Origin of the sequence: Novosphingobium sp. MD-1 (genome assembly GCF_001014975.1) — a bacterium.
Classification (GTDB): domain Bacteria; phylum Pseudomonadota; class Alphaproteobacteria; order Sphingomonadales; family Sphingomonadaceae; genus Novosphingobium.
The window spans coordinates 80365-106476 of sequence record NZ_BBXA01000032.1 but is presented as its reverse complement, the minus strand read 5'-3'; the positions used below and the strand labels follow the sequence as shown (position 1 = coordinate 106476).

Here is a 26112-nt window from a genome sequence, read left to right as displayed (position 1 = left end):
AGACTTGCGTCGCCGCAGGTGGCGTTAGTCGCAGCGGGGAGGGCTTTCAGCGCGCCGCGCTTGCAAGCAGCCTGAGTGCATTTTCGTCTAGTCAGTTGTCTCCGCCGGACAACGATCTTCTACTTCCCGCCCAGCAGATTGGCCTTCCAGAAGCCGATCTCGGACCAGAACTGGTAGTCGGCGTTTTCCTTCTTGGCGAAGCCGTGGCCTTCGTTGAGCCCCACGATGTGCCACGCCGGGCGGCCCTTGGCGCGCACGGCGGCCACCATCTGGTCGGCCTCGCTCTTGGGCACGCGCGGATCGTTGGCGCCGGTCACCACCATCAGCGGAATGGTCAGGCGGTCCACGCTGGTCAGCGGGGAGATCGCGGTCAGTTGCGCGCGCTGCTTCGGATCGCGCTCGTCGCCATATTCGGCGCGGCGCAGGTCGCGGCGATAGCCTTGCGTGTTTTCGAGGAACGTGACGAAATTGCTGATCGCGACGATGCAGTCCGCCGCCTTCAGCCGGTCGCCATAGCGGATCGCGGAGGCATAGCACATGTAGCCGCCATAGGAGCCGCCGGTGACCGCCATCCGCGCCGGATCGATCGCCGGATCGGACTGGAGCCGGTCGAGCAGCGGGCCGATGTCCTTCACCGAATCCTCGCGCCGGAACGGGCCGTTGTCCAACCCGACGAAGCGCTTGCCGAAGCCCGACGATCCGCGCACGTTGGGATAGAATACCGCGATGCCCAGCTCGTTGATAAGGTAGTTGGCGCGCCCCTTGAAACCGGGCGTGGTCTGCCCTTCCGGCCCGCCGTGGATGTTGACGATCAGCGGCCGCTTGCCGGGGAACTTGGCGGGATCGGGGCGGTAGAGGAAGCCGGTGACGGTTTCGCCATCGAAGCTTTTTACCTGCACCAGTTCGGGATCGACGTTGGCGGCAGGATCGAGGCCGCCGGTCTCGCTGGTGGTCCAGCGCGTGGCCGCCAGCGTCTTCGGATCGACGGCGAAGGCGTCCGCCGGCACCTTGGCCGAAGACAGGGTAAGCCCGATCGTGCCCCATGGCGCGACCTTGAGCGTGGAGATCACGCCGGCCGGCAGCGCGGTGACATCGCGAACCGCGCCGGTCTTCGGGTCGAGCAGGCGCAGCTTCGAGATGCCGGTTTCGTTGACGGCATAGGCGATGAAGCTGCCGTCATCGGCGATCGAGAATTCCTCGATATCGCCCCTGGCTTCGGGCGCGCGGGGCGTGAACTTGCCCGTCCGCGGATCGAGCGTGCCGAGCCGCTGGTAGTCCGAGCCTTCGTCGCTGGTGACCCATAGCGTGCCGTCCGGCGCGATATCGGCGGCGGCATAGGCGATCGGCTTGGTGTGATCGCCGATCGGCGTGAGCTTGCCGCTGGCGATATCCAGCCACCACAGGTTGCTCTTCTGGATCGAGACATATTCGCGCACCACCGCGCCCTTGCTGTCGGGCGTGAAGCCGGCGACCGACCAGCCACCGCCCTTGACCTGCGCGACAAGGCGGTTGGACGCCGGATCGCGCGGGTTCACCACGTAGAGATCGGAATCGACGCCGTTACGGCGCGTGGAGCTGTAGGCGATCCATTGGCCGTCATGGCTGAAGGCGTTGAATTCGTTGCGGCTCTTGCCATCGGTCAGCATCGTCAGGCGCCCGTTCTTCAGCGTGTAGAGCTGGAAGAATTCGTCTCCGCCCTTGTCCTTGCGCACCACCAGCGTGCCATCGTTAGGCGCGTACCAGCCGGCCAGCGGCTCCGCTTCGAAGCTGATCTGCTGGCGCGCCATGCCGGGGCCGGCCACGGTGTGAAGCTGCGGCACGCTGGCGAAGCGCGTGGAAATCAGCATCCCGCGCGTGGCCGGGTTCCAGTCGAGGAAAGCGGCGGTGCGGTATTCCATGTAAGGGCGCGTGGCATCGACCACCGCCATCGGCACCGGCGGCGCGCCATCGACGGCGATAGTGGCGGGCTTCGGCGCGTCCTGCGCCAGCAGCGGGGCGGGAGCGATGGCAGCGGCCAGCGCGGCGGTGGCGGTCAGGGCGAGAATACGAGCGCGCATCGGGTTCTCCGGTCCGGAACAGGGCGTTGCGTAGGACGCCGGTTGTGGCCGCGCGCGGCGCGGTCCGCAACGTCCTTTTGGCCGGGCGCGGCGGCCGATTGTTGCACCGGTGCAGCACAGCTTTCCCGGCGCGGCTCTGGTCCCGCAACGGCGGATTGGCTAGGCAGGGACGCAAAGGAGACCCGCCGATGAGCCGTGCCGCAACGCTTGCCCTTCTCGAAACCTACTACGGCGCGTTCAACGCCGGGAACTGGGAAGGGATGCTGGCCTGCCTGTCGGACGACGTGGCGCACGACATCAACCAGGGCGAGCGGCAGGTAGGCAAGGAGACCTTCCGCGCCTTCATCGCGCACATGGAACGCTGCTATCGCGAACGGCTGGACGACATCGTGCTGATGGCCAACAAGGACGGTACGCGCGCGGCGGCGGAATTCGTGGTGCATGGCGAATACCTCGCCACGGACGAGGGGCTGCCCGAAGCGAATGGCCAGACTTATGTGCTGCCGGCGGGCGCTTTCCTCACCATCGCCGATGGCCGGATCACGCGGTTGACGATGTATTACAATCTGGCCGACTGGACGGCGCAAGTGGTCGGCTGATGGCCAGCGCTGACCACCCACAGAGCGGGATCGCCGCCAACCCGCGAAGCGGGATCTCCGTCCGCCCGCTGACCGGGGAGGAGATCGCTGCCGGGCTGGGCGATCTGGCCGACCTGCGCATCCGTGTCTTTGCGGCGTATCCCTATCTCTACGATGGGGACGCGGCCTATGAAGCGGAATACCTGCGCGAATATGCCGCGGCGCCCGATGCGGTGCTGGTCGCGGCGTTCGACGGGGATCGCGTGGTCGGCGCGGCCACAGCAGCGCCGATGCTGCATCAGAAGGCGGAGTTTCGCGCGCCGTTCGAGGCGCGCGGGCTGGACGTGGCGCGCCTGTTCTACTTCGGCGAAAGCGTGCTGCTGCCTGAATACCGGGGCCACGGCATTGGCCACGCCTTCTTCGACCAGCGCGAGGCGCAGGCGCGGCGCTGCGGCGCGGATGCCGCCTGCTTCGCGGCGGTGATCCGGCCCGGCGACCATCCGGCGCGGCCGGCGGGCTATACTCCGCTCGATGCGTTCTGGACCAAGCGCGGCTACGCGCCGATCGACGGGCTGGTGACCGAACTCGGCTGGAAAGACCATGGCGAGGACGGGGAAAGCGTGAAGCCCATGCAGTATTGGCTGCGGCAATGGTGAGCTGGCGCGTCGCGGCGGCGCAGTATCCGATCGATCCGCTGGCGGACTGGGACGCCTATGCTACCAAGGTGGCGCTATGGGTGGCGCAGGCGGCGGACGGGGGCGCGGCGCTGGCGGTGTTTCCCGAATATGGCGCGATGGAGCTCGCTTCGCTCGATCCGGCGACGATGGGCGATCTGGCGGGATCGATCGAGACGGTTTCGGCGCTGTTGCCGCGCGTCGATGCGCTCCATGCCGAACTGGCCGCGCGGCACGGGATGCATATCCTGGCCGCCAGCGCGCCGCGCAAGGATGCCGACGGGCGCTTCCGCAACACCGCGCGCCTGTTTGCGCCGAACGGGCGGATGGGCGTGCAGGACAAGCTGGTGATGACCCGCTTCGAGCGCGAACAATGGGGCATCGCGGCGGGCGCCGGGCTGAAGCTGTTCGAGACGGAGCTTGGCAAGCTTGCGGTAAACATCTGCTATGACAGCGAATTTCCGCTTCTGGCAAGGGCGGCGGTGGAAGCGGGGGCGGAGGTGATCCTCGTTCCTTCCTGCACGGATTCGCTGCACGGATACTGGCGCGTGCGGATCGGGGCGCAGGCGCGGGCGCTGGAAGGCCAGTGCTACACCGTGCAATCGCCGACGGTGGGCGAGGCGGCGTGGTCCCCGGCGGTGGACATCAACCGCGGCGCGGCGGCCGTCTATGGCCCGCCGGACCGGGGGATGCCCGTCGATGGCGTGCTGGCCATCGGCAGCGAGAACGCGGCCGGCTGGGTCTTCGCCGAGATTGATACGGCGTGCGTGGCGGATCTGCGCGCGGACGGCGGCGTGCTGAACGCGCGGCACTGGACCGAGCAACCGGGCGCGCAAGCGGCCCTGCCGGCGGTTGAGATAGTCTCGCTGTTGTAGGCGCTTGTCACATTGCTGTCGTGCGGCGATCCTAGCGCGGTCTTCGGAATGAGGAGACGGGCCATGACGGCGGGATTTTCGCGGCGGAGCATGATGGCGATGGGGGCGGGACTGGGCGTGGCCGTGCTGACCGGAGGGGCTGCTCTGGCGGCCGCGCGTCCTCGTCCCGCCAAGCCGCTGCTCCTGGCGCATCGCGGCTGTTCGGCGCTGCGGCCGGAGCACACGCTGGCCTCCTACGCCAAGGCGATCGCCGACGGCGCCGACTTCGTCGAGCCGGACCTCGTGGCCACGAAGGATGGCGTGCTGGTGGCGCGGCACGAGAACAACATCGCCGAAACCACCGACGTCGCCGCCCATCCCGAATTCGCCGCGCGCAAGGCGGTGAAGGTGATCGACGGCGAAAAGCTGGAAGGCTGGTTCACCGAGGATTTTACGCTGGCCGAATTGAAGACGCTGCGCGCGAAGGAGCGGCTCGGCGCGCTGCGGCCGGAAAGCATGGGCTATGACGGGCAGTTCCAGATCGTCACCTTCGAGGAGGTGATCGATTTCGTCGCGGCCGAAGCGGCGGCGCGCGGGCGAACGATCGGGATCATTCCCGAGATCAAGCATTCGACCTACTTCAATGGCATCGGCCTGCCGGTGGAGGATATGTTCCTGGCGCGGGTGAAAGCCAGCCGGGTGCTGGCCACGATGCCGATGATCGTCCAGTCGTTCGAGATCGCCAATCTCAAGCGGCTGCGCACGATGCTGGCGGGCATGGCCAACATCCAGCTGATGCAGTTGATCGATGACGATGCACAGCGTCCGGCCGACGTGGCGGCGGTGGATGGCGCGCTGACCTATGGCGCGATGCTGACGCCGGCGGGGCTGGCCGAGATCGCCGGCTATGCCGACTGGGTAGCTCCGGCCACGCGCCGGATCATTCCGCTCGGCGCCGATGGCAGGCTGGGGGCACCGACGTCGCTGGTGGCGGACGCGCACAAGGCGGGCCTGCTGGTCGGTACATGGACGTTCCGGCCGGAGAACACGTTCCTCGCGGGCGATTTTCGAGATCAGGGCGATGCCAGGGCGAGCAACCCGGAAGGCAGCGTGCGCGAGATCCGGCGCTATCTGGCGACGGGCCTGGACGGGTTCTTCACCGACGATCCCGCGCTTGGCTATCGCGCATTGCATGTGTCGCGATAGGGGGGTGACGCCCGATTTTCCTTGCGCTACGCAAGGGAAATGATCGCATTTGAAACCAGGTGGCGCTGATGGACGCCGCCGAGCAGGTCCACCAGCAGTTCCTTGCCGCGCTCGATGGCGGCGGGCTGCGGCGGCGTTCCAACCTGGGATTGGCCGACGTGGGGCTGGAGCCCGAACGCGCCGCCGCGTTGCTCCACAGCCAGATGCTCAGCCGCCAGCTGGACCGGCTTTCGCGCAAGCTGCAGGCGCGGGGCGAGGGGTTCTACACCATCGGATCGTCCGGCCATGAAGGCAATGCCGCGCTGGCCGAGGCGCTGCGCACCGATGACATCGCTTTCCTCCACTACCGCGACGCCGCGTTCCAGATTCACCGCGCGGGGCGGGTGCCGGGTGAAAATCCGGCGTGGGACATGCTGCTGTCGTTCACCGCCTCGGCGGAAGACCCGATCTCGGGCGGACGGCACAAGGTGCTGGGATCGAAGCGGCTGGCCATTCCGCCGCAGACCAGCACGATCGCCAGCCACCTGCCCAAGGCGGTGGGCGCGGCCTTTTCGATCGGCATTGCCCGCCGGATGGGGCTGGAGGACACGCCACTGGCGCCGGATGGCGTGGTGCTGTGCAGCTTCGGCGATGCTTCGGCCAACCATTCGACCGCGCAAGGGGCGATCAACACCGCCGCCTGGGCCGCGTTCCAGGGTACGCCGCTGCCGCTGGTGTTCCTGTGCGAGGACAACGGCATCGGCATTTCCACGCGCACGCCGAAGGGGTGGATCGAGGCGAACTTTTCCGGGCGCGCCGGGCTGCACTATATCCAGTGCGACGGCAGCGATCTGGTGGACGCCTGGCGCGGCGCGCGCGAAGCGGTCGACTATGCCCGCCGCCATCGCAAGCCGGTGTTCCTGCACATGCGCACGGTGCGGCTCTATGGCCATGCCGGCAACGACGTGCAGCTTGTCTATCTGTCCAAGGACGACATCCGCCGCGACGAGGAGCGCGATCCGCTGCTGGCGAGCGCGGCGCTGCTGATCGAGGAAGGCGTGATGACCGCCGCCGACGTGCGGCGCGAATACGAAGCGATCGAGGCATCGCTGCTGCGGCAGGTGGAACTGGCGATCCGGCGGCCCAAGCTGAAGGACGCGGCCGAAGTGATGGCCAGCATCGTGCCGCCGAAGCGCGAGGGCGTGGAGCGTCCAGTTCCAGCAGCGGAGGCCCGCGCGGCGTTGTTTGCCGACGATGCCGCGCAGATGGAAAAGCCGCAGCACATGGCGCGCCTGCTCTCGTGGGCAATGGCGGACCTGCTGCTGCAATATCCCAACGCCATCGTCTGCGGCGAGGACGTGGGGCCGAAGGGCGGCGTCTATAACTGCACGGCCAAGCTGCATCAGCGTTTCGGTTCGGCGCGCGTGATCAACACGCTGCTGGACGAACAGGCGATCCTGGGCCTTGCCATCGGCGCGGCGCACAACGGCCTGCTGCCGATGCCGGAAATCCAGTTCCTGGCCTATGTCCACAATGCCGAGGACCAGATCCGGGGCGAGGCGGCCACGCTCTCGTTCTTCTCGAACGGGCAGTACACCAATCCCATGGTCGTGCGGATCGCGGGGCTGCCCTACCAGAAGGGCTTTGGCGGCCATTTCCACAACGACAATTCGCTGGCCGTGTTCCGGGACATTCCCGGCGTGGTGCTGGCGGTGCCGTCGAACGGGCGCGATGCCGTGGCGATGCTGCGCGAATGCGTGCGGCTGGCGCACGAGGAACAGCGCGTGGTGGTGTTCGTGGAGCCGATCGCGCTCTACATGACGCGCGATCTTCATGCCGAGGGCGATGGCCTGTGGACAAGCGTCTATCAGGCGCCTGGCGAAGGCGCGGTGCGGCTGGGCGAGATCGGTGTGCACGGCGATGGCGCAGATCTGGCCGTGGTGACCTATGGCAACGGGGTCTATCTCTCGCTTCAGGCGCAGAAGCTGCTGGCGGAACAGGGCATTGCCGTGCGGGTGATCGATCTGCGCTGGATCGCGCCGCTGACGGAGGATGCGCTGCTCGAAGCGATCGCGCCGTGCGACAAGGTGCTGATCGTCGATGAATGCCGCGAAACCGGATCGCAGAGCGAGGCGTTGATGGCGCTGTTCGCCGAACGTGCGGGCGGCAAGTCCACGGCGCGGATCGCCGCGACCGACAGCTTCATCCCGCTCGCCCGCGCGGCGACCTATACGCTGCCCAGCCGCGACATGATCGTGGCGAAGGCGCGGGAGATGGTGCGTGGCTAAGCAGTCCATCCTTGTCGTCTGTCCGGGGCGCGGCACCTACAACGCGCCGGAACTGGGCTATCTGGCGCGGCACCATGGCGGCCGGGCGGAACTCGCCGCGTTCGATGCCCTGCGCGCGGGGCGTGGCGCGCCGACGCTTAGCGAACTGGACGGGGCGGCTAAGTTCAGCCCTGCGCTCCACACGCGTGGCGATATCGCGGCGCCGCTGATTTACGCCGCGTCCTATCTCGATTTCCTGAGCATCGACCGCGATCGGTTCGAGGTGGTGGCGGTGACCGGCAATTCGATGGGCTGGTACACCGCGCTGGCCTGCGCGGGCGCGGTTTCGGGCGAGCATGGCTTTGCCATCGCCGATGCCATGGGTGTCAATTCGCAGAAGCACGCGCCCGGCGGGCAGGCGGTGCTGGTGCTGGCGGGCGAGGACTGGCGCGTCGATCCCGCGCTGCGCCGGGCGGTCGACGCGGCGATGGTGCGCCATGGTGTGCTGCCCTCGATCCATCTCGGCGGGATGCTGGTGGTGGCGGGGAGCAAGGCCGCGCTGGATGCGCTGGAAAAGGACCTGCCCGGCCTGTCGCGTCCGCCCCTGCGCCTTGCTGGCCACGGCCCCTTCCACACGCCGCTGATGGCGGAAAGCGCCAACGCGGCGCGGGCCAGCCTGCCGGCCACCTGGTTCGGCCGGCCCGAGGTGCCGCTGATCGACGGGCGCGGCAAGATATGGCGGCGGTTCGAAAGCGATGCGGAAAGCCTGTGGGACTACACCTTCGGCCACCAGATCCTCGCTCCCTATGATTTCACCACCGCGATGACCGTGGCCATTCGCGAGTTCGCGCCGGACCGTATCGTCCTGCTGGGCCCGGGCGAAACGCTGGGCGGGGCGATCGGGCAAGTGCTCGTCGCGCTGAATTGGCTGGACATCGGCAGCAAGGATGCGTTTTCATCGCGCCAAGGAGAGGATGCGACCCTGATAGGCATGGGGAGACCCGGCCAGCGGGAGTACGTCGTCTGATGAAAACAGTCTTGTGAACCAGCCATCCGTGCTGTTCGTGTGCCTCGGGAACATCTGCCGTTCACCGATGGCGGAGGCTGCGCTGCGCGCGCGGGCCGTGGAAGCCGGGATCGCGGTAACGGTCGATTCCGCCGGCACCGGGGACTGGCATGTCGGCCGCCCGCCCGATCGCCGCGCGATCATCGAGGCGGGGCGCCATGGTATCGACATATCCGGCTATCGCGCGCGGCAGGCGAAGGCGGAGGATTTCCTGCGCTTCAGCCATATCTTCGCGCTCGATCCGCAGAATCTGCGCGATTTGCAGGCCATCGCCCCGCGCCGGCATCTCGCCCGGCTGGAACTGCTGATGGACCTTGTGCCCGGCCGCGAAGGGGCGGCGGTGGTCGATCCCTATTACGGGGAAGCCGAGGATTTCGAGCGCGCCTGGGCCGATGTGAGCGCGGCGGCGGACGTGCTGATCGAACGGCTGGGACGTTAGCTCAACAGCGCGTAGATGCGCTCGTCCTCGGCCTGCCAGGCGATGCCGTTCGCGTCGAGCCAGGCGTCGTCGTAATACGTCCCGGCGTAGCGCTCGCCGGAATCGCACAGGATGGATACGATCGATCCGGCTTGTCCGGCGGCGGCCATTTCCCCGATCAGCGCCGCACAGGCGTGGATGTTGGTTCCAGTTGATCCGCCGACGCGGCGGCCGAGCCGGCGCGAGAGCGCGCGCATGGCGCCGATCGATCCGGCATCGGGAATGGCCATCATCCGGTCGACCACCTGCGGCATGAAAGACGGCTCCACCCTCGGGCGGCCGATGCCTTCGATGCACGAGCACTTGCCGCAGCCGAGGTCGCGGATCGAGCGGTCGGCGAAATGGCGGTGGAACACCGATCCTTGGGGGTCCGCCACGCACAACCGCGTGCCGTGCCGCGCATAGCGGATGTAGCGGCCGATCGTGGCGGAGGTGCCGCCGGTGCCCGCGCCGCAGACGATCCACGTGGGCACCGGATGCTCCTCGTTGCGCATCTGGCGGAAGATGGTGTCGGCGATGTTGTTGTTGCCGCGCCAGTCGGTCGCGCGTTCGGCATTGGTGAACTGGTCTAGGAAATGGCCGCCCGTCTCCAGCGCCAGTACGCGGGCGGCATCGGTCACTTCGCCGGCGTTCTGGACGAAATGGACGTCCCCGCCATGGAAGCGGATCGCCTTGATCTTGGCGGGCGAGGTGCCGTGCGGCACCACCGCGATGAACGGCAGGCCGATAAGCCGGGCGAAATAGGCTTCGGAAACGGCGGTCGATCCGCTGGTCGCATCGATCAGCGGGGTGCCGGGGCCGATCTGCTGGTTGCACAACGCATAGAGGATCAGCGACCGGGCGAGGCGGTGCTTGAGGCTGCCGGTCGGGTGGCTCGATTCATCCTTGAGATAGAGCGTGATGCCGGGAAAGCGGGGCAGTTCCACGCGCACCAGATGGGTTTCGGCCGAGCGGGTGAAATCGGCATCGATCCGCCGCACCGCTTCCAGCGTCCAGGCGCGCAGAGCTTCCGGCGAGAGGGTTTCTGCCGGGGGAAGTGATGAATGCGGGGCGGTTTGGGTCATCCGCCCGCCTTTAGAAGCCTGGCTTTGTAATGACAAACTTTACCTTTCAGCGAATGGATGACTGATTTGTGAAAGGATCATTACGGATCGGTAATCTTCGTCGCGAATCCGTCAAATCAACGCCCTAGGCGCGGCCCCGACCGTCAAAGAAGTGGGGACCGTTCATGCATTCGATCACGCAACCCGGCGCGGCGCGCCGGGCGTTCTATCGTGCCATCCTGATGACCAGCGCCTGCGGAGGCCTGACCGTGACGCCGGCCTACGCGCAGGAAGCGCCGGCCGTTCCGGGCGAGGAGGAAGCGGGCGAGCAGATCGTCGTCAACGGATCGCGCCCGATCGTCGAATCCGAAGAAGCCGCGCTGCAGGTGCAGAAGATGTCGGATTCGCTGGTGGCCGTGGCCGCATCCGACAGCGTGGGTCGCTTGCCCGACCAGAACATCGCCCAGGCCGCCAGCCGCCTGCCGGGCATCGCGGTGGAGCGCGATCAGGGCCAGGCGCGCTATATCAGCCTGCGCGGCGCGCCGAAGAACTGGACCACGCTGTCGTTCGACGGGATCAACGTGGTCAGCCCCGAAGGGCGTAACGCCCGCTTCGATTCGATCCCGTCAGCGATCGCCGGCAAGATCATCGTGTCGAAGGCGGTGACGCCCGACATGCCCGGCGAGACCGTGGCGGGCAACGTCAACATCATCACCCGTTCGGCGTTCGATTATTCCGGCTTCCACATCGCCGGCAAGGCCGGCGCGGGCGTGGCCGAATACGGCAGCCGTCCGCAGTACGAAGGATCGCTGGTGCTTTCCGACCGCTTCAACGTGGGCGGCGGCGAAATCGGCGTGCTGGTGTCCGGCTCGTACTACGAGCGCCGGATGATCACCGACAATTTCGAGCACGACTGGGAACAGGTGAGCCAGGACGTGCGGCCGGGCTACGAAACCCGCTTCTGGACGCACGAGACCGAAAACAAGCTCTACCGCCTGACGCGCAAGAACTGGTCGGTCTCCGGCCGGCTCGACTGGAAGCCGGATGACAACAACACCATTTCGCTGCGGTCGATCTACACGATCTTCACCGACGACGAGGCGCGCGACAACTATCGCTTCGACATGGACGACCGGCAGGGCGATCTGGTCGCCAACAGCGCGGCGTGCAACGCCACCGTGAACACCGCGCCGACGACCTCGGGTTATGCCGACGTGTGCATCGGCAACACGCCGCTGAAGGGCACCATCTATGGCATCGACATCCGCCAGCGCTCGACGCTGCGCGCGTTCAAGCAGTCGATCTTCACCAACACGCTGCAGGGCACGCACAAGTTCGGCGAAGGCTGGACGCTGGACTGGCTGGGCAACTACACCGAATCCAAGGATGACCGTTCGGTAGTGGGCGAAGCTTCGTGGAACAGCCCCAATACGCGCAACCTGCGCCCCACCGTGGCCTATGATTTCACCGATCCGAATCTTTCGCCGCTGACGCTCTATAACACCACCCAGCTTTCCGGCCCGACGCGCTATACGGCGGGCGCGCAGGTGACCGCGATCGATACTTTCACCAAGCCTCTGGCCACGTTCACGGTGCTGGATGCGGTGGACACCACCAAGGCCTATACCGGCCGGCTGGTGCTGTCGCGCGAGACACAGTTCCTGGGCGCCGACGCCACGTTCAAGGCGGGCTTCCAGTTCGACCAGCGGACCAAGGTGGTGGACGAGAACCTGCTGACGCTGGACACGGCGGCGCAGTTCTCCGCCGCGGGCATTCCCACGGACTATAACCAGTTCTCGCTCGATACGGCGTTCATGGGCAAGATCCAGCCGGGCTACACGTTCCGCTATTTCGATACCGCGAAGATGCGCGCGGCTTCGGCGGCGGCGCGCAAGGTCGGCACGTTCGTGCCGCAGATCGCCAATATCTACAACGTGCGCGAGCAGGTATTCGCGGGCTACCTGATGGGCACGCTGCGCTACGACTGGGGTTCGATCGTCGGCGGCGCGCGGGTGGAGCACGTCAAGAACCGCGGCATCGCCACCGGCATCACGGCGGAGGCTGAGCAGACGCTGGTGTTCCCGAGCCTGCACGTCAATTACAACCTCGACGATACCAAGAAGGTGCGCCTGTCGCTCAATACCGGCGCTGCCCGCGCCGACTACGATCTGCTGCGTCCGAACGTGGTCATCAACGATACCAACGAGACGATATCCGGCGGCAACCCGGCGGTGAAGCCGGAGCGCGCCTGGGGTCTGGACGGCTATTTCGAATGGTACGTGAAGCCGCAGGGCTATCTGATGGTCGGCGTGTTCTACAAGCATGTGACCGACGTGCTGTACACGCAGCGGCGCACGTTCGGCTCCAACGCGCTGAATACCGCTGCGTTCGACCGTTCGGGCTATATCTTCTCGGGCATCACCAACGGCGGCAGCGGCCGGATTTATGGCATGGAAGCGGCAGCGCAGTTCCAGCTCGAACCCTGGGCGGAACAGCTCGGCATCCCGTCGTGGATGGGCGGCTTCGGCATCAGCGCCAATGTCACCGTGAACAACAGCAAGGTCAGCAAACCGGCGGTGTATGACGCGGCCGGCGCGCTGCTGGTGGCGAGCCGCAAGGTGCGCCTGCCGAACACCTCGGACCTCGTGTACAACATTGGCGGTTACTACGAAAAGTACGGCTTCTCGCTGCGGCTGCAGTACCAGCGGCGCAGCAAGTGGCTGGATGGCATCGCCGATACCCTGACCGACGCGGGCGATGCCTATTGGGCGGCGGACGACGAGATGGATTTCTCGGCGCGCTATGCCGTGAACAAGCATGTCGAGATTTATTTCGACGCGCAGAACCTGCTCAACCAGCCGGGCCGCCGGTTCGTCGATCCTTCGGGCATTCTCAACGCCAAGGGGATCAAGACCAATGGCGCGATCGAGAACTACACGATCGAATGGGAACGCTTCGGCCGTCGTTACAGCGGCGGTATCCGGGTGACGTTCTGATGCTGCTGACGATCTGGAGCGCGGCCGCGCTGGCAGCAGCCGCGCCGCCGTCGGTCCCCACCGTCGAAGTCACCGCGCGCGGGGAAACCGCGCCGGTGGCGACGGCGCAGGGCGATGCCGCCGATGATCCGGCGATCTGGCGCAACCCGGCGCGGCCGGGGGAAAGCCTGATCGTCGGCACCGACAAGAAGGCCGGGCTCTACGTCTATGGGCTGGACGGCAAGGTGCGCGATTTCGCGGCGGCCGGGCGGCTCAACAACGTCGATCTGATCGACATGGGCACGGCGGGCGTGATCGTCGTCGCCAGCGACCGCAACGACGAGGCGCAGGCGAAGCTGCAGGTCTGGCGGCTCGATACCGCGGCGGCAAAGCTGCAGCCGCTGGGCGCGGTGACGGGCGGCGCGGGCGAGGCTTATGGCGTATGCCTGCTGCGCGATGCGGGCGGGCTGACCGCGTTCTCCGTGCTCAAGCACGGGGCGATCGTGCAGGTGCGGATCGCGCTGGACGGCGCGGCGCCGACGGGGCGGATCGTGCGGACCATGCAGTTGCCGACCCAGACCGAGGGCTGCGTCGCCGATCCGCGCACGGGCACGCTCTATGTGGGCGAGGAAGACCGGGGCATCTGGGCGTTCGATGTGCGCGAGGATCGCCCCGCCGAAGCCACGCTGGTCGCGACCGTCGACCGCGCGCACCTGTTCGACGATGTGGAGGGCCTGGCGCTGATGCCTGTGGGCCGCGATGGCGGCTGGCTGATCGCGTCGAGCCAGGGCGACAATGCCTATGCCCTGTTCGCGCTGCCATCGATGAAGCCGGCGGGGCGTTTCCGCGTGGTGGCGGGGCGGTTCGGTGGCACCGAGGAAACCGATGGCATCGCCGTGATGCCGGGCAGTTTCGGCAAGGACTACCCCGCCGGGCTGTTCGTGGCGCAGGACGGGCACAACCAGCCGGCGCCGCAGAACTTCAAGCTGGTATCCTGGCGCGATGTTCGGGCCGCGCTGCGCAAAGGGCGCGCGCGGCGTTGAGCCTCTGCGTGGCCGAGCGCCGGATTTGACGGCGCGGTCGGGGCGCTAAAGCGTGGGCGACAGGTGGTTGTGGCCATGGTGGACGTGATCGTCCGCATGGTCATGGCTATCGTCGGGCTGCACGCGCAGCAGGTTGATCGCGCCGAACCGCACGCCGCGTTCCGAGCGGACCGCATCGGCGAAGGCCCGCACCGCGTGCGTCGGTCCTTTCAGGATCACGCTTTCCAGGCTGTGATAGTGATCGAGCACCACCGTGGTCCGCGCGGCGACAAGATCGTGGTGGGCGTGCTGCATTTCCGCCAGGCGTTGCGGCAGCGCGCGGACGCGATGCTCGACCACATAGGACAGGTTGGCAACGCAATGCTCGCCCGCGTGCGCTTCGCTGTGCCATTGTTCCAGTCCGCCGCGCACCAGATCGCGCACCGCTTCCGAACGGCTGGAATAGCCTTTCTCGCGCGCCATGCTGTCCAGCGAGGTGGCAAGGGTTTCGTCGACGGATATGGTGATGCGCTGCATGGCGGGGCAACGATGCCACCGGCGGGCAGGCCAGACAACCCGCCGCTTTCGTTTCCGCGCAGGCGCTCGCGGCAGGGCCGCCGCCCTTTTGATCGATGCCAACGCCACCGGCGCAAAAGATGCTAGGGTGGGGCCTTCGGATTCGCCGTATCACCGCATCGGGAGCCGCTTTGGATGACACAGATCATAGGCAGCAGTCTGATTGTCGATGACCGCCCTGGCCGGGCCTGGGGATGGTTTGTGGGTGTGGGCGTGGTGCTGGCCATGCTTGGCGCGCTCGCGTCGGCCAATCTTATGTTCGCGACGCTGGCCGCGACCATCACCGTGGGCGTCATGATGTTTGCGGGCGGCGTGTTCCAGCTTGTCCACGCCTTCGGCGTGCGGCGCCAGGGACGGACATGGTGGTGGGCGCTGTCGGGCCTGCTCTACATGGGCGCGGCGCTCGTCACGCTGGCCGACCCGCTGTTCGCGGCCGGCGTGCTGACCCTGCTGCTGGCGGCGAGCCTTGCCGCATCGGGGCTCGTCCGCGCCTATGTTGCCTTCGCCATGCGCGAGCGGGGGTGGGGCTGGCTGCTACTCTCCGGCCTCGTCAGCATCGGCGTGGCGCTGGTGCTGGCACTTGGCTGGCCGTGGAACACGATCTGGGTGCTGGGGCTGGTGTTGGCGGTGGACCTGTTCCTGCAGGGCTTCATGCTGCTGCTCGCTGGTTTTGCCTTGCGAGCCGTCCGCCTGTGAATAACCCTGTGGATGGGCCCGTGGACAAGTCTGAGATCATGGTCGCGATGGAGATCGAGGCGACGGGGCGTCCGCTCAGGCGCATAGAGCGGGCGGTTCCCGCGCCCGGCCCGAACGAACTGCTGATCGCGGTAAGCGCCTGTGGCGTGTGCCGCACGGACCTTCACGTCCTCGATGGCGAGGTGAAGGCGCGCTATCCGGTCATCCCGGGGCACGAGATCGTTGGGCGCGTTCTGGCGCTGGGCGAAGGCGTGACAGGTTTTGCCGTAGGCCAGCGCGTGGGCGTGCCCTGGCTTGGCCATACCTGTGGAACGTGCCCCTATTGCACCGGCGGGCGCGAGAACCTGTGCGATGCGCCCGCGTTCACCGGAGCCACGCGCGACGGAGGCTACGCCACGCATACCGTGGCGGACGCGCATTTCTGCTTCGCGCTGCCCGATTGCTTTTCCGACGTCGAGGCCGCGCCGCTGCTGTGCGCCGGTCTGATCGGCTGGCGCGCGTTGCGGCTGGCGGGCGAGGGCAAGGTAATCGGCCTCTACGGCTTCGGCGCGGCGGCGCACATTCTGGCGCAAGTGGCGGTCTGGCAGGGGCGGACGGTCCACGGCTTCACCAAGCCCGACGATGCGGCGGGGCAGGCCTTTGCCCGCTCGCTTGGCTGCGTCTGGGTCGGCGGATCGGACGAGATGCCGCCCGAACCGCTCGACGCCGCGCTGATCTTCGCGCCGGTGGGCGATCTGGTGCCGCAGGCGCTCAAGGCGGTGCGAAAGGGCGGGCGCGTGGTCTGCGCTGGCATCTACATGAGCGACATTCCCGCCTTTCCCTATGCCGACCTGTGGGAGGAGCGGCAGATCCTGTCCGTCGCCAACCTGACGCGCGAGGATGGCGTTTCGTTCTTCGCGGTTGCCGAGCAAGCCGGCATCCGTTCCGTGACCGAGACCTTCCCGCTGGCGCAGGCCGATGAGGCTTTGGCCCGGCTGCGTTCGGGCGCGCTGCAGGGCGCGGCGGTGCTGCTGCCCGAGGGATGAAGCGCGTTGACCTTGTCATTGCAGGCTGGCGCGGACGGAATGCGCGGAGTGGCTGAAAAGCACCGATCCACAGCCGTTATGCGTTTTGCCATTGCGGGCGCGGGAATGCCCTCCCATATCCTGCTCAAACCCGGCGCCCTGATCCGGGACAGACGGAAAAGTTGCTGATGAATCTGTACCCCTTGCTTCCCCTGCGCGACATTGTTGTCTTTCCGGGCATGGTCGTGCCCCTGTTCGTCGGTCGCGCGAAGTCGGTCGCGGCGCTGGAAGCCGCGATGGCGGGCGAACGCGATATTTTCCTGCTCGCCCAGCTCGATCCCGGCTGCGACGATCCCGATCGGGATGACCTGTACGATACCGGCGTCATTGCCAAGGTGCTGCAGCTGCTGAAGCTGCCCGATGGCACCGTGCGCGTGCTGGTCGAAGGCACAAGCCGCGCGCGGCTGGAAGCGCTGACCCCCGAAACCGGCGCCAACGGCGAAGTGCTGATGGCGCAGGTGGAAACGATCGACGCGATCGAGGCCGAAAGTACCGAGATCGAGGCGATGATGCGCCAGGTCGTCGAGCAGTTTGGCGAATATGCCAAGCTGTCGAAGAAGCTTTCGCCCGATGCCGCCGGCCAGCTTGGCGAGATCACCGAAGCGGGCCCGCTTGCCGACGCCGTTGCCGGTCAGATCGCGGCCAAGGTGTCCGACAAGCAGGCGCTGCTGTCCGAGAACGATCCGCTCAAGCGGCTCGAGATGGTGCTTTCCTTCATGGAAGGCGAACTCGGCGTGCTCCAGGTCGAAAGGAAGATCCGTGGCCGCGTGAAGCGGCAGATGGAGAAGACGCAGCGCGAATATTACCTCAACGAACAGTTGAAGGCTATCCAGTCCGAACTCGGCGGCAGCGACGATGGTGAAGCCAACGAGATTCAGGAACTGCAAGACAAGATCGACCGGCTCAAGCTTCCCAAGGAAGCACGCGCCAAGGCGCAGGCGGAGCTGAAGAAGCTCAAGACCATGCAGCCGATGAGCGCCGAGGCCACGGTCATCCGCAATTACCTCGACGTGCTGCTGGGCCTGCCGTGGGGCAAGCGCAGCAAGCTGAAGAAGGATATCGCGGCGGCGCAGTCGGTCCTCGATGCGGACCACTACGCGCTCGACAAGGTCAAGGACCGCATCGTCGAGTATCTCGCCGTGCAGGCGCGCACCAACAAGTTGAAGGGGCCGATCCTGTGCCTCGTCGGCCCTCCGGGCGTGGGCAAGACCTCGCTGGGCAAGTCGATCGCCAAGGCCACCGGGCGCCAGTTCGTGCGCCAGTCGCTGGGCGGCGTGCGCGACGAGGCGGAAATTCGCGGCCACCGGCGCACCTACATCGGCTCGCTGCCGGGCAAGATCGTGACCAACCTGCGCAAGGCGGGCACCTCGAACCCGCTGTTCCTGCTCGACGAGATCGACAAGCTGGGACAGGATTTCCGCGGCGATCCGGCGTCCGCGCTGCTCGAAGTGCTCGATCCCGAACAGAACGCCAAGTTCCAGGATCATTACCTGGAACTCGACGTGGACCTGTCGGACGTGATGTTCGTCTGCACCGCGAACAGCCTCAACCTGCCGCAGCCGCTGCTCGATCGCATGGAGATCATCCGGCTCGAAGGGTATACCGAAGACGAGAAGGTCGAGATCGCGCAACGCCATCTGGTGGGCAAGCAGGTCGAGGCGCACGGATTGAAGAAGGGCGAGTTCGAGCTGACCGAATCCGGGCTGCGCGACCTGATCCGCTATTACACCCGCGAGGCCGGCGTGCGCACGCTGGAGCGCGAGATTGCCCGGCTGGCGCGCAAGTCGCTGCGCCAGATTCTGGAAGGCAAGGCCAAGGCCGTCTCCGTGACGCCTGAAAACCTCGCCGACTATGCCGGTGTGCGCAAGTTCCGCCATGGCGTTTCCGACGAGGAAAACCAGGTTGGCGCGGTAACCGGGCTGGCGTGGACCGAGGTGGGCGGCGAACTGCTGACGATCGAAAGCGTGACGGTGCCCGGCAAGGGAGGCGTGCGCACGACCGGCAAGCTGGGCGAGGTGATGAGCGAAAGCGTCCAGATGGCGTTCAGCTTCGTCAAGGCGCGCAGCCCGGCTTATGGCATCAAGCCTTCGATTTTCGCGCGCAAGGACCTGCACATCCACTTGCCCGAAGGCGCGGTGCCCAAGGACGGGCCGAGCGCGGGCATCGGCATGGTCACGGCAATGGTCTCGACCCTGGCCGGCATCCCCGTCCGTGCGGACGTGGCGATGACCGGCGAGGTGACGCTGCGCGGGCGCGTGCTGGCGATCGGCGGTCTCAAGGAAAAGCTGCTCGCCGCGCTGCGCGGTGGCATCAAGACCGTGCTGATCCCGGAAGAGAACCGCAAGGATCTGGCCGAGATTCCGGCCAACATCCGTGAAGGGCTTGAGATCGTTCCGGTAAAGCACGTGGACGAGGTGCTCGCGCTGGCGCTGGCCGGGCCGCTGGAGCCGATCGAGTGGACCGAAGCGGACGATCTGGCGAGCCAGCCCGGAGCCGCTGTGGGAGGCCAGCCGGCCTCCACCACCGCGCACTGACGGTCTCCTTCGCGGGACGTCCGCGAAGCCGCAATCACCAGGGGGCGCATCTCCGCATGGGGGTGCGCCTTTCCGTTTGCGGGAAATGCGTTGGTTTTTGAGACAAATTCAACGTTTCTCGTTGCTTTTGTCTTTGACAGCGGATTCTTTCTCCGCTCAATTCCCGCGCACCCGAAAGGCGATTCCGAAACCGCAGTTTTCCCAAGAAAAGGTAGGGGGTTCCGCAATGAACAAAAACGATTTGATCAGCGCTGTCGCCGATGCCAGCGGCCTCTCGAAAGGTGATGCCACGAAGGCGGTGGAAGCCGTTTTCGATTCCATCTCTGGGGCGCTCTCGAAGGGCGACGAAGTGCGTCTGGTCGGTTTTGGCACGTTCTCGGTCGCCAAGCGCAAGGCTTCGACCGGCCGTAACCCGCGCACGGGTGAGCCGATGTCGATCAAGGCCTCGTCGCAGCCGAAGTTCAAGGCCGGCAAGGGCCTGAAGGACGCGGTGAACTGATAACGAGCCGGGCCGCCTGGCGCGAACGGGTCGCGCCGGCAGAAGCCCGGCCGTTGCTGGAAGTCCGAGCACAGAAAAACCGCGCCGGTCATGCGATCGGCGCGGTTTTTCTTTTTGGGGTAAAGCTTATCGATCGAGCCGGATCAGTGCCGTTGGCATTGCGGCCGTCCGGACATCGATCTTCCAGTCCAGCCGCTGCCCCGCTGGATCGGGCCGGGCGCCTTCGTCGGTGTTGTTGGCCAGGATCGCGCCGTCGGTACGCAGCGTGAACGTGCCGTCGATCTGCGGCAGGGGGCTGGTCCCTCCTTTGGCCTTGTCCTTGGCCACTTCCGCCAGCATCGCCATGAGTGGCGATGCGGAAGCGCTGCTGGCGAAGGCGGGGGCATCGATCCGCACGCTGCCGTCGGCGCGGCGGATCATCGTGACGAAGGGTACCACCGCCGGCATCCGTTCGATCATCGGGAAGCTGAAATCGTGGTCGAGCCGTCCGTTGGCGGCATATTCCACTTCGAACCGCCCGTCGCCGCGATTGATCACCGATTTCCAGCCCGCCTGGCGTGACAGGCGTTCCGCGAACGCATCGGCAGCCTTCGGATCGGACGGGTCCAGCCCGCCGAGCCAGGCCTTGGCCATGCGTTCGTTCTCCGCGTCGCGCTGCGATGCCCCGGGCTGCGCGACGTCCCACGCGGCACGCTGCGCGTCGACTTCGGCCTTGGTGCAGGGCCGGCTGGCCTGACTGCCTTCATCCCGGCAGGGAGAAGGGGTGAACGGCTTCTTCTCGCCCGTGCCGGCCGGCTTGTCCTGCGCCAGCTTCGACAGCGGAAGCAGGAAAATCTCGCCCTTGTAGGTGAAGCTGAACGTGCCGTCGCGGTGCAGGGTGAGATCCGATCCGAACTTGCCGGGCAGCAACATGCAGGCGGCCAGTACCAGCGATGCCAGCACCAGCAGCGTACCGGTGAACAGGCGCTTTGTGCTCACGATGTGCTCCTTCCGGTTCAGTCGGTCGTGCGCGTGGCGATCGCATAGAGCGCGATCGCGGCGGCGTTGGACACGTTGAGACTTTCGATCGCCGAGGAGATCGGCAGGCGGGCGATCGAATCGCAATGCTGCGCCACGTTGTGCCGAAGCCCTTCGCCCTCGGCCCCCAGCACGAGCGCGACCGGCCCGGAGGGCACCGCCTGCGGGAAGGCATCCTTGCCATCGCCGTCCAGGCCGATCCGCCAGTATCCTGCCTCGGCGATATCCTCCAGCGCGCGGGCGAGGTTTACCACGCGCACCCACGGCACCGTTTCGAGCGCGCCCGAGGCCGATTTCGCCAGCGTGCCCGATTCGGGCGGGGCATGGCGATCCTGCGTGACGATCGCCGCCACGCCGAACGCCGCGCAACTGCGCAGGATGGCGCCCACGTTGTGCGGATCGGTGACCTGGTCGAGCAGCACCAGCGTCTTGCCGTCGGCTTCGTCCAGCACGTCGTCGAGCGCCACGTCGTCCAGCGGCAGGCATTCGAGCACAAGGCCCTGGTGCGGCGCATCGCGCGCCACCAGCCGGCCGAGATCGGCGGCCTGCGCGTATTCCACCGGCAGCGACGCGGGCAGTTCGGCGTCGTGATCGTCGAGCATCGCCTGGATCGCTTCGCGCGTGCCCCACAGTTTCTTGGCCACGCGATCGGGATTCGTCAGTGCGGCTTCCACAGCGTGGCGGCCCCACAGGCGCACGGTGCCCTGGCTGCCGCGTCCGCTACCCCGTCCGCCCTGCATCCGCCCCGCGCGGCCGCGTAGGGCGCGGCCCTTGCGCTGTCCGTCTTGCCGGGCTTCGCGATGATCGTGGGGAGCGGCCATGGAGAGTACCTTTATGCTGGAATGCGAAAATATCGTGCGCCTCCTGCCAGTCGCCCCATTGACAGGCAAGCGATGCTTCGCCAAAGGGGCCGCCTCTCGGCCGGACGGCCCCTTCGCGGGGGTCTCAAATCAGAGGCGGACCCGTTATCCGGGGAACCCTCGCACCGGCAGCACTGGTGTGGACAGGTGGCCGAGTGGTTAAAGGCAGCAGACTGTAAATCTGCCCGCGCAAGCGTACGCTAGTTCGAATCTAGCCCTGTCCACCACCGCTGCTTCTTCTCGCCGCATTGGCCGTGAAGGCCGGTGGCCGGTCCGCGCGACCGGTCTTTCGATTGTCCGTTCGGTTGGCGATAGGTCGGGCTTTTTCCACGAGGCAGGCCCCCGTTGCGACCGCCGGTCCGGAACCTGCCCTTGCCGCTTTGCGCGCCAACCCGTAGATGAGCCCCATGCCCGGAGATATTCTTGACAACCGCGGTCGCGGCAGCGCCGGCTGGAGCTGGCCAGCCATTCACCCCGAAGGACGCAAGTTCGCGCTTGTTTCCGCTGCGCTGAGCCTAGGCAGCGCGGTCATGGCGTGGGAAACGCTGGCCTGGCCGCTGGCGTTCCTCACCGTCGGCATCCTCGCCTTCTTTCGCGATCCGCTGCGCGTTACGCCGCGCGATGACCGATTCGTGGTGTCGCCCGCCGATGGCTTGATCACGCTGATCCAGAAGGTGCCGCCGCCGCGCGAATTGACCGCCGATGACGGATCGGGTGCGAAGGGCATGGCGGAAACGCCGGTGACCCGCGTGTCCATTTTCATGAGCGTGTTCGACGTCCACATCAACCGGTCGCCGATTGGCGGCACGATCCGGCGTGTGGTCTATATCCCCGGCAAGTTCCTCAACGCCGATCTCGACAAGGCCAGCGAGGAGAACGAGCGTCAGCATTTCCTGGTCGAGCGCAGCGACGGGGTGCAGATCGGGTTCACACAGATCGCGGGGCTGATCGCCCGGCGTATCGTGCCGTTCGTGAAGGGCGGGGACATTGTCGCCGCCGGCCAGCGCGTCGGTCTGATTCGCTTCGGCAGCCGCGTCGATGTCTATCTGCCCGAAGGCACCGAACCCAAGGTGCTGATGGGGCAGCGGGTGATCGCCGGCGAAACCGTGCTGGCCGAGATCGGGCAGGCGCCGATGATCGAGGGCGTCAGCCAGTGACCTCCGGGCCTGCGCCGTCGGCGGAGCCCGAAGAGACGTTTGACGTGAATGGCGAAGCTCTGCCGGACGGCGAGGACTTCGGCCGCACCCGCCTTCCGCGCGGATTGACCCTGCGCGCGCTGGTGCCCAACGCGATCACCTCCGCCGCGCTCTGTTCGGGGCTGACCGGCATCCGCTTTGCCATCAACGGCGATTTCGAACGCGCGGTGATGGCGGTGATCATCGCCGGCATTCTCGATGGCATCGATGGGCGCGTGGCGCGGATGATGAAGGCGCAGTCGCGCTTCGGCGCCGAACTGGACAGCCTGTCGGACGCGATTTCGTTCGGCGTCGCGCCTGCCCTGATCCTCTATCTGTGGTCGTTGCAGACCGAACCGCGCTTCGGCTGGTTCGCCGCACTGGCGCTGGCGGTGTGCTGCGCGTTGCGGCTGGCCCGCTTCAACGCCCGGATCGACATGGCGGACCAACCGCATAAATCAGCCGGTTTCCTGACGGGTGTGCCGGCGCCCGTAGGTGCGGGGCTGGCCATGCTGCCGCTGTACCTGTGGATTGCCAGCGGGCGCGAGGAATTCCGCTACCCGATGTTCGTCGGAGTATGGGCGGCGCTGATCGCGTTCCTGATGATATCCAACATGGCCACTCTGGGTTGGACCGCGTTGCGCCCGCGCCGCGCCATCCGCCTGGAAGTGATCGCGCTGTTCGGGCTGGTGATTGCCGCGCTGCTGACGGAACCGTGGTTGACGCTGGTGGGTATCTGCGGGATCTATCTCGCGCTCGTGCCGGTGGGCGTGGTGCGCTATGCGCGCGTCAGGCGGCTGCGCGGCGGGCAGGGGCGATCCGCCGTTCCGCCGTCCGCCTGATCGAGCGGACTGCGGCGCGGCGCGGACCGCATCCCGCCGCAGGCGCGACTGCCGGCATGTCCGACACGATGCTGACGCAGTATTCCCGGTGCGCCACGCCGGCACGCGATTGGCGCAACAGGCCGCGCACCGCACCGGCTTGCGCGGTTACGGTCGCCCCGATCGCACCGATGGCCAGAAGGCCGGCACCGGCAAAAAGCAGCGAGACAAGAACACCAAGCATGACAACCAGCCTTTCGACCCTGTGTCCCCGGCCAAGGTTCGCCTTGACAGCCTGTGGACATCATGTGGATAACTCGGAATATGGTTAACGGTTCCTTACCGGATGCCGTAATGCCCCTTATGTTCTCTTTTTGTTCTGTATCGTCAAGCGGAAAATGCCGTGCGGCGTTTTTTGCGTGCGACAGACGGAAGTCGAGATCGTCGGCGTGACGCTGTCCTCGCCGTCGGAACCGGCCGGTCGCGCGCCAGCAAATTCGAGGTGGATTTCTTTCCGCACTTGCTCTAAGGGGCGCCAGCGCCGGACGGTGCAGGGGCAGGTGCCCCTTGCATGAGAGACGGTAATCCACACGGGAAACGCACATACCGGTGCCGTGGCGGGATCTCCGCCTGGTTCCAGTTTCCCGGAGGCTTGAACCGGAAAGGAAATACCTATGGCGGCTCCTGTCGTCACGATGCAGCAACTTATCGAGGCCGGTGCGCACTTCGGCCACCAGACCCACCGCTGGAATCCGCGGATGAAGCCGTACATCTTCGGCGCCCGCAACGGCATCCACATCCTTGACCTGTCGCAGACCGTGCCGCTGTTCGCGCGCGCGCTCGATTTCATCTCGGCCACCGTGCAGGCCGGCGGCAAGGTGCTGTTCGTCGGCACCAAGCGCCAGGCGCAGGAGCAGATCGCGCAGGCCGCGCGCGCTTCGGGCCAGCACTTCGTCAACCACCGCTGGCTGGGCGGCATGCTCACCAACTGGAAGACGATCAGCCAGTCGATCAAGCGTTTCAAGGCGCTGGAAGAACAGCTTGCGGGCGACACCGCCGGTCTGACCAAGAAGGAAGTCCTTCAGCTGACCCGCGAACGCGACAAGTTCGAACTGTCGCTGGGCGGCATCCGCGACATGGGCGGCATTCCGGACGTGATGTTCGTGATCGACGCCAACAAGGAAGAACTGGCGATCAAGGAAGCCAACGTGCTGGGCATTCCGGTCGTTGCCATTCTCGATTCGAATGTCTCGCCCGAAGGCATCGCCTTCCCGATCCCGGCGAACGACGACGCCAGCCGCGCGATCCGCCTCTACTGCGAAGCGGTGGCCGCCGCCGCCACCAAGGGTGGCCGTGATGCCGCCATTGCTTCGGGTGCGGATTTCGGCGCGCTGGCCGAGCCGCTGGCCGAGGAAGCTGTCGAGGCCTGAGCCCCGGCGCCGCCGGTCGATGATCGGGGCGGCCCGTCCGGGCCGTCACCGAATTGACCCGGACAAGACTTACGGGCCGCAGCGGATTGCTGCGGCCTCACCCGTTTGAAGAACAGAAGGATCAACGCGATGGCTTATACCGCCGCTGACGTGAAGAACCTGCGCGAGCGCACTGGCGCCGGCATGATGGACTGCAAGAAGGCGCTGGACGAATCCGGCGGCGATTTCGAAGCCGCGGTCGACGCGCTGCGCGCCAAGGGCCTGGCTGCCGCCGCCAAGAAGTCCAGCCGCACCGCCGCCGAAGGTCTCGTTGGCGTGGCCGTTGCCGGAACCAAGGGCGTTGCCGTCGAAGTCAACTCGGAAACCGATTTCGTCGCCAAGAACGATCAGTTCCAGGACTTCGTGCGCAAGGCCACCGAAGTGGCGCTGAACACCGCCGCTGCCGATGTCGAGGCGCTGAAGGCCGCCGCCTATCCCGATGGCGGCACGGTTGCCGACAAGCTGACCAACAACGTCGCCACCATCGGTGAGAACCAGCAGCTGCGCCGCATCAAGCACGTCGCCGTGACGAACGGCGTGGTCGTGCCCTACATGCACAATGCCGCCGCGCCGAACCTTGGCAAGATCGGCGTGCTCGTCGCGCTCGAATCCGAAGCCGGCGCCGATGTGCTGGAGCCGCTGGGCAAGCAGATCGCGATGCACATCGCCGCCGCGTTCCCGCTGGCGCTGACCGCCGACGATCTCGACGCCGAACTGATCGCCCGCGAACGCAAGATCGCGGCCGAAAAGGCGGCTGAAAGTGGCAAGCCCGCTGAAGTGCAGGCCAAGATGGTCGACGGCGCGGTCTCGAAGTACGCCAAGGAAAACGCGCTGCTTTCGCAGCTGTTCGTGATGGACAACAAGACTCCGATCGCGCAGGTGGTGGAGCAGGCGGGCAAGGCCGCCGGCACCAAGATCGCGCTGGTGGACTATGTCCGCTTCCAGCTTGGTGAAGGCATCGAGAAGGAAGAAAGCGATTTTGCCGCCGAAGTCGCCGCCGCTGCCGGCATCAAGTAAGTTCTGAACAGCACGTCCCCGCGCGGGCGGGGGAGGCGTTGCCGGTATTGCTCCGGCTCGTTCTCCCCGCCGGCGCGGGGATCGCTGTATGCGGCCGCCACCATGGCCGGCCACGCCACCCTTGGCAGCGCGGTCCATCCGCGTATAAGGGCCGCGTTTACCCCCGTTTGCGAGTACCCCGTTCC

The 26112-nt window shown here is 66.5% G+C and carries 23 protein-coding genes and 1 tRNA gene; 18 read left to right on the top strand and 6 right to left on the bottom strand.

All coding sequences use genetic code 11. The features are described 5' to 3' along the window. Window positions 1–119: 119 nt before the first annotated feature. Window positions 120–2057, bottom strand: coding sequence for a prolyl oligopeptidase family serine peptidase (locus tag NMD1_RS17550; protein ID WP_125956004.1), 1938 nt, complete (start codon window positions 2055–2057; stop codon window positions 120–122). Window positions 2058–2245: 188 nt separating this feature from the next. Here NMD1_RS17550 and NMD1_RS17545 point away from each other — a divergent pair, with 188 nt between their 5' ends. The 7 genes from NMD1_RS17545 to NMD1_RS17515 all read left to right on the top strand — a co-directional run bounded on the left by NMD1_RS17545 (window position 2246) and on the right by NMD1_RS17515 (window position 9120). Continuing rightward, complete coding sequence (locus tag NMD1_RS17545) at window positions 2246–2656, top strand: ketosteroid isomerase-related protein (RefSeq protein ID WP_125956002.1); 411 nt, start codon at window positions 2246–2248, stop codon at window positions 2654–2656. Beyond that, entirely contained in the window at window positions 2656–3291 is a 636-nt protein-coding gene (locus tag NMD1_RS17540) for a GNAT family N-acetyltransferase (RefSeq protein WP_125956000.1), read from the top strand. The genes NMD1_RS17545 and NMD1_RS17540 overlap by 1 nt, the downstream gene beginning before the upstream one ends. Beyond that, entirely contained in the window at window positions 3285–4184 is a 900-nt protein-coding gene (locus NMD1_RS17535; protein WP_125955997.1) for a carbon-nitrogen hydrolase family protein, read from the top strand. Before NMD1_RS17540 ends, NMD1_RS17535 begins: the two co-directional genes overlap by 7 nt. A 63-nt stretch (window positions 4185–4247) precedes the next feature. Continuing rightward, complete coding sequence (locus NMD1_RS17530; RefSeq protein WP_199558156.1) at window positions 4248–5369, top strand: glycerophosphodiester phosphodiesterase; 1122 nt, start codon at window positions 4248–4250, stop codon at window positions 5367–5369. A gap of 68 nt (window positions 5370–5437) precedes the next feature. After that, window positions 5438–7636 (top strand): alpha-ketoacid dehydrogenase subunit alpha/beta, encoded by a 2199-nt coding sequence (locus NMD1_RS17525; protein ID WP_125956086.1) that lies wholly within the window; start codon window positions 5438–5440, stop codon window positions 7634–7636. After that, a complete protein-coding gene (locus NMD1_RS17520) occupies window positions 7629–8642 on the top strand; it encodes an ACP S-malonyltransferase (protein ID WP_125955993.1) in 1014 nt (337 codons plus the stop codon). The genes NMD1_RS17525 and NMD1_RS17520 overlap by 8 nt, the downstream gene beginning before the upstream one ends. A gap of 13 nt (window positions 8643–8655) precedes the next feature. Next, complete coding sequence (locus NMD1_RS17515; protein WP_125955990.1) at window positions 8656–9120, top strand: low molecular weight protein-tyrosine-phosphatase; 465 nt, start codon at window positions 8656–8658, stop codon at window positions 9118–9120. Here the strand turns inward: NMD1_RS17515 and NMD1_RS17510 are convergent. Next, window positions 9117–10223 carry a PLP-dependent cysteine synthase family protein gene (locus NMD1_RS17510; RefSeq protein ID WP_125955988.1) on the bottom strand — a complete coding sequence of 369 codons (1107 nt, stop codon included), beginning with the start codon at window positions 10221–10223 and terminating at the stop codon, window positions 9117–9119. The two genes, NMD1_RS17515 and NMD1_RS17510, sit on opposite strands and share 4 nt — an antisense overlap. Window positions 10224–10387: 164 nt before the next feature. Here NMD1_RS17510 and NMD1_RS17505 point away from each other — a divergent pair, with 164 nt between their 5' ends. Next, window positions 10388–13198, top strand: coding sequence for a TonB-dependent receptor (locus tag NMD1_RS17505; protein WP_233497761.1), 2811 nt, complete (start codon window positions 10388–10390; stop codon window positions 13196–13198). After that, the gene (locus NMD1_RS17500; RefSeq protein WP_233497759.1) at window positions 13198–14220 is read left to right on the top strand and encodes a phytase; all 1023 of its coding nucleotides are present in this window, start codon (window positions 13198–13200) and stop codon (window positions 14218–14220) included. Before NMD1_RS17505 ends, NMD1_RS17500 begins: the two co-directional genes overlap by 1 nt. A 45-nt stretch (window positions 14221–14265) precedes the next feature. Here NMD1_RS17500 and nikR read toward each other — a convergent pair whose 3' ends face one another. After that, window positions 14266–14736 (bottom strand): nickel-responsive transcriptional regulator NikR, encoded by a 471-nt coding sequence (nikR, locus tag NMD1_RS17495; RefSeq protein ID WP_125955983.1) that lies wholly within the window; start codon window positions 14734–14736, stop codon window positions 14266–14268. 174 nt (window positions 14737–14910) lie between these two features. Between nikR and NMD1_RS17490 the strand changes: the two genes are divergently transcribed. From NMD1_RS17490 to NMD1_RS17475, 4 genes are all read left to right on the top strand, one after another. Next, the gene (locus NMD1_RS17490; protein ID WP_125955981.1) at window positions 14911–15471 is read left to right on the top strand and encodes an HdeD family acid-resistance protein; all 561 of its coding nucleotides are present in this window, start codon (window positions 14911–14913) and stop codon (window positions 15469–15471) included. Between the two features lie 20 nt (window positions 15472–15491). Further along, window positions 15492–16496: a zinc-dependent alcohol dehydrogenase family protein gene (locus NMD1_RS17485; protein ID WP_375600808.1), complete on the top strand. Its 1005-nt coding sequence runs from the start codon at window positions 15492–15494 to the stop codon at window positions 16494–16496. 167 nt (window positions 16497–16663) lie between these two features. Further along, a complete protein-coding gene (gene lon / locus NMD1_RS17480; protein WP_124810305.1) occupies window positions 16664–19069 on the top strand; it encodes an endopeptidase La in 2406 nt (801 codons plus the stop codon). An 85-nt stretch (window positions 19070–19154) separates the two neighbouring features. Then, entirely contained in the window at window positions 19155–19568 is a 414-nt protein-coding gene (locus NMD1_RS17475; RefSeq protein ID WP_255352115.1) for an HU family DNA-binding protein, read from the top strand. A 126-nt stretch (window positions 19569–19694) separates the two neighbouring features. Here NMD1_RS17475 and NMD1_RS17470 read toward each other — a convergent pair whose 3' ends face one another. Together NMD1_RS17470 and rlmB are read right to left on the bottom strand one after the other, a co-directional pair. Beyond that, window positions 19695–20546 (bottom strand): hypothetical protein, encoded by an 852-nt coding sequence (locus tag NMD1_RS17470; RefSeq protein ID WP_125955978.1) that lies wholly within the window; start codon window positions 20544–20546, stop codon window positions 19695–19697. Between the two features lie 17 nt (window positions 20547–20563). Continuing rightward, a complete protein-coding gene (gene rlmB, locus NMD1_RS17465; RefSeq protein ID WP_124810307.1) occupies window positions 20564–21406 on the bottom strand; it encodes a 23S rRNA (guanosine(2251)-2'-O)-methyltransferase RlmB in 843 nt (280 codons plus the stop codon). Between the two features lie 180 nt (window positions 21407–21586). Between rlmB and NMD1_RS17460 the strand changes: the two genes are divergently transcribed. The 3 genes from NMD1_RS17460 to NMD1_RS17450 all read left to right on the top strand — a co-directional run bounded on the left by NMD1_RS17460 (window position 21587) and on the right by NMD1_RS17450 (window position 23462). Next, a tRNA-Tyr gene (locus tag NMD1_RS17460) sits at window positions 21587–21672 on the top strand. Window positions 21673–21852: 180 nt separating this feature from the next. Further along, window positions 21853–22602, top strand: a complete 750-nt coding sequence (locus tag NMD1_RS17455) for a phosphatidylserine decarboxylase (RefSeq protein WP_124810308.1) — start codon at window positions 21853–21855, stop codon at window positions 22600–22602. A gap of 44 nt (window positions 22603–22646) precedes the next feature. Then, window positions 22647–23462: a phosphatidylcholine/phosphatidylserine synthase gene (locus NMD1_RS17450; RefSeq protein WP_194917357.1), complete on the top strand. Its 816-nt coding sequence runs from the start codon at window positions 22647–22649 to the stop codon at window positions 23460–23462. Here NMD1_RS17450 and NMD1_RS17445 read toward each other — a convergent pair. Next, the gene (locus NMD1_RS17445; protein WP_125955973.1) at window positions 23410–23685 is read right to left on the bottom strand and encodes a hypothetical protein; all 276 of its coding nucleotides are present in this window, start codon (window positions 23683–23685) and stop codon (window positions 23410–23412) included. The two genes, NMD1_RS17450 and NMD1_RS17445, sit on opposite strands and share 53 nt — an antisense overlap. 430 nt (window positions 23686–24115) lie before the next feature. On the opposite strand from NMD1_RS17445, the gene rpsB reads away from it, so the two are divergent. Further along, complete coding sequence (rpsB, locus tag NMD1_RS17440) at window positions 24116–24871, top strand: 30S ribosomal protein S2 (protein WP_124810310.1); 756 nt, start codon at window positions 24116–24118, stop codon at window positions 24869–24871. A gap of 129 nt (window positions 24872–25000) precedes the next feature. Further along, on the top strand, window positions 25001–25927 hold the full coding sequence (tsf, locus tag NMD1_RS17435) for a translation elongation factor Ts (protein ID WP_125955971.1): 927 nt from the start codon (window positions 25001–25003) through the stop codon (window positions 25925–25927). The last annotated feature ends 185 nt before the right edge of the window (window positions 25928–26112 follow it).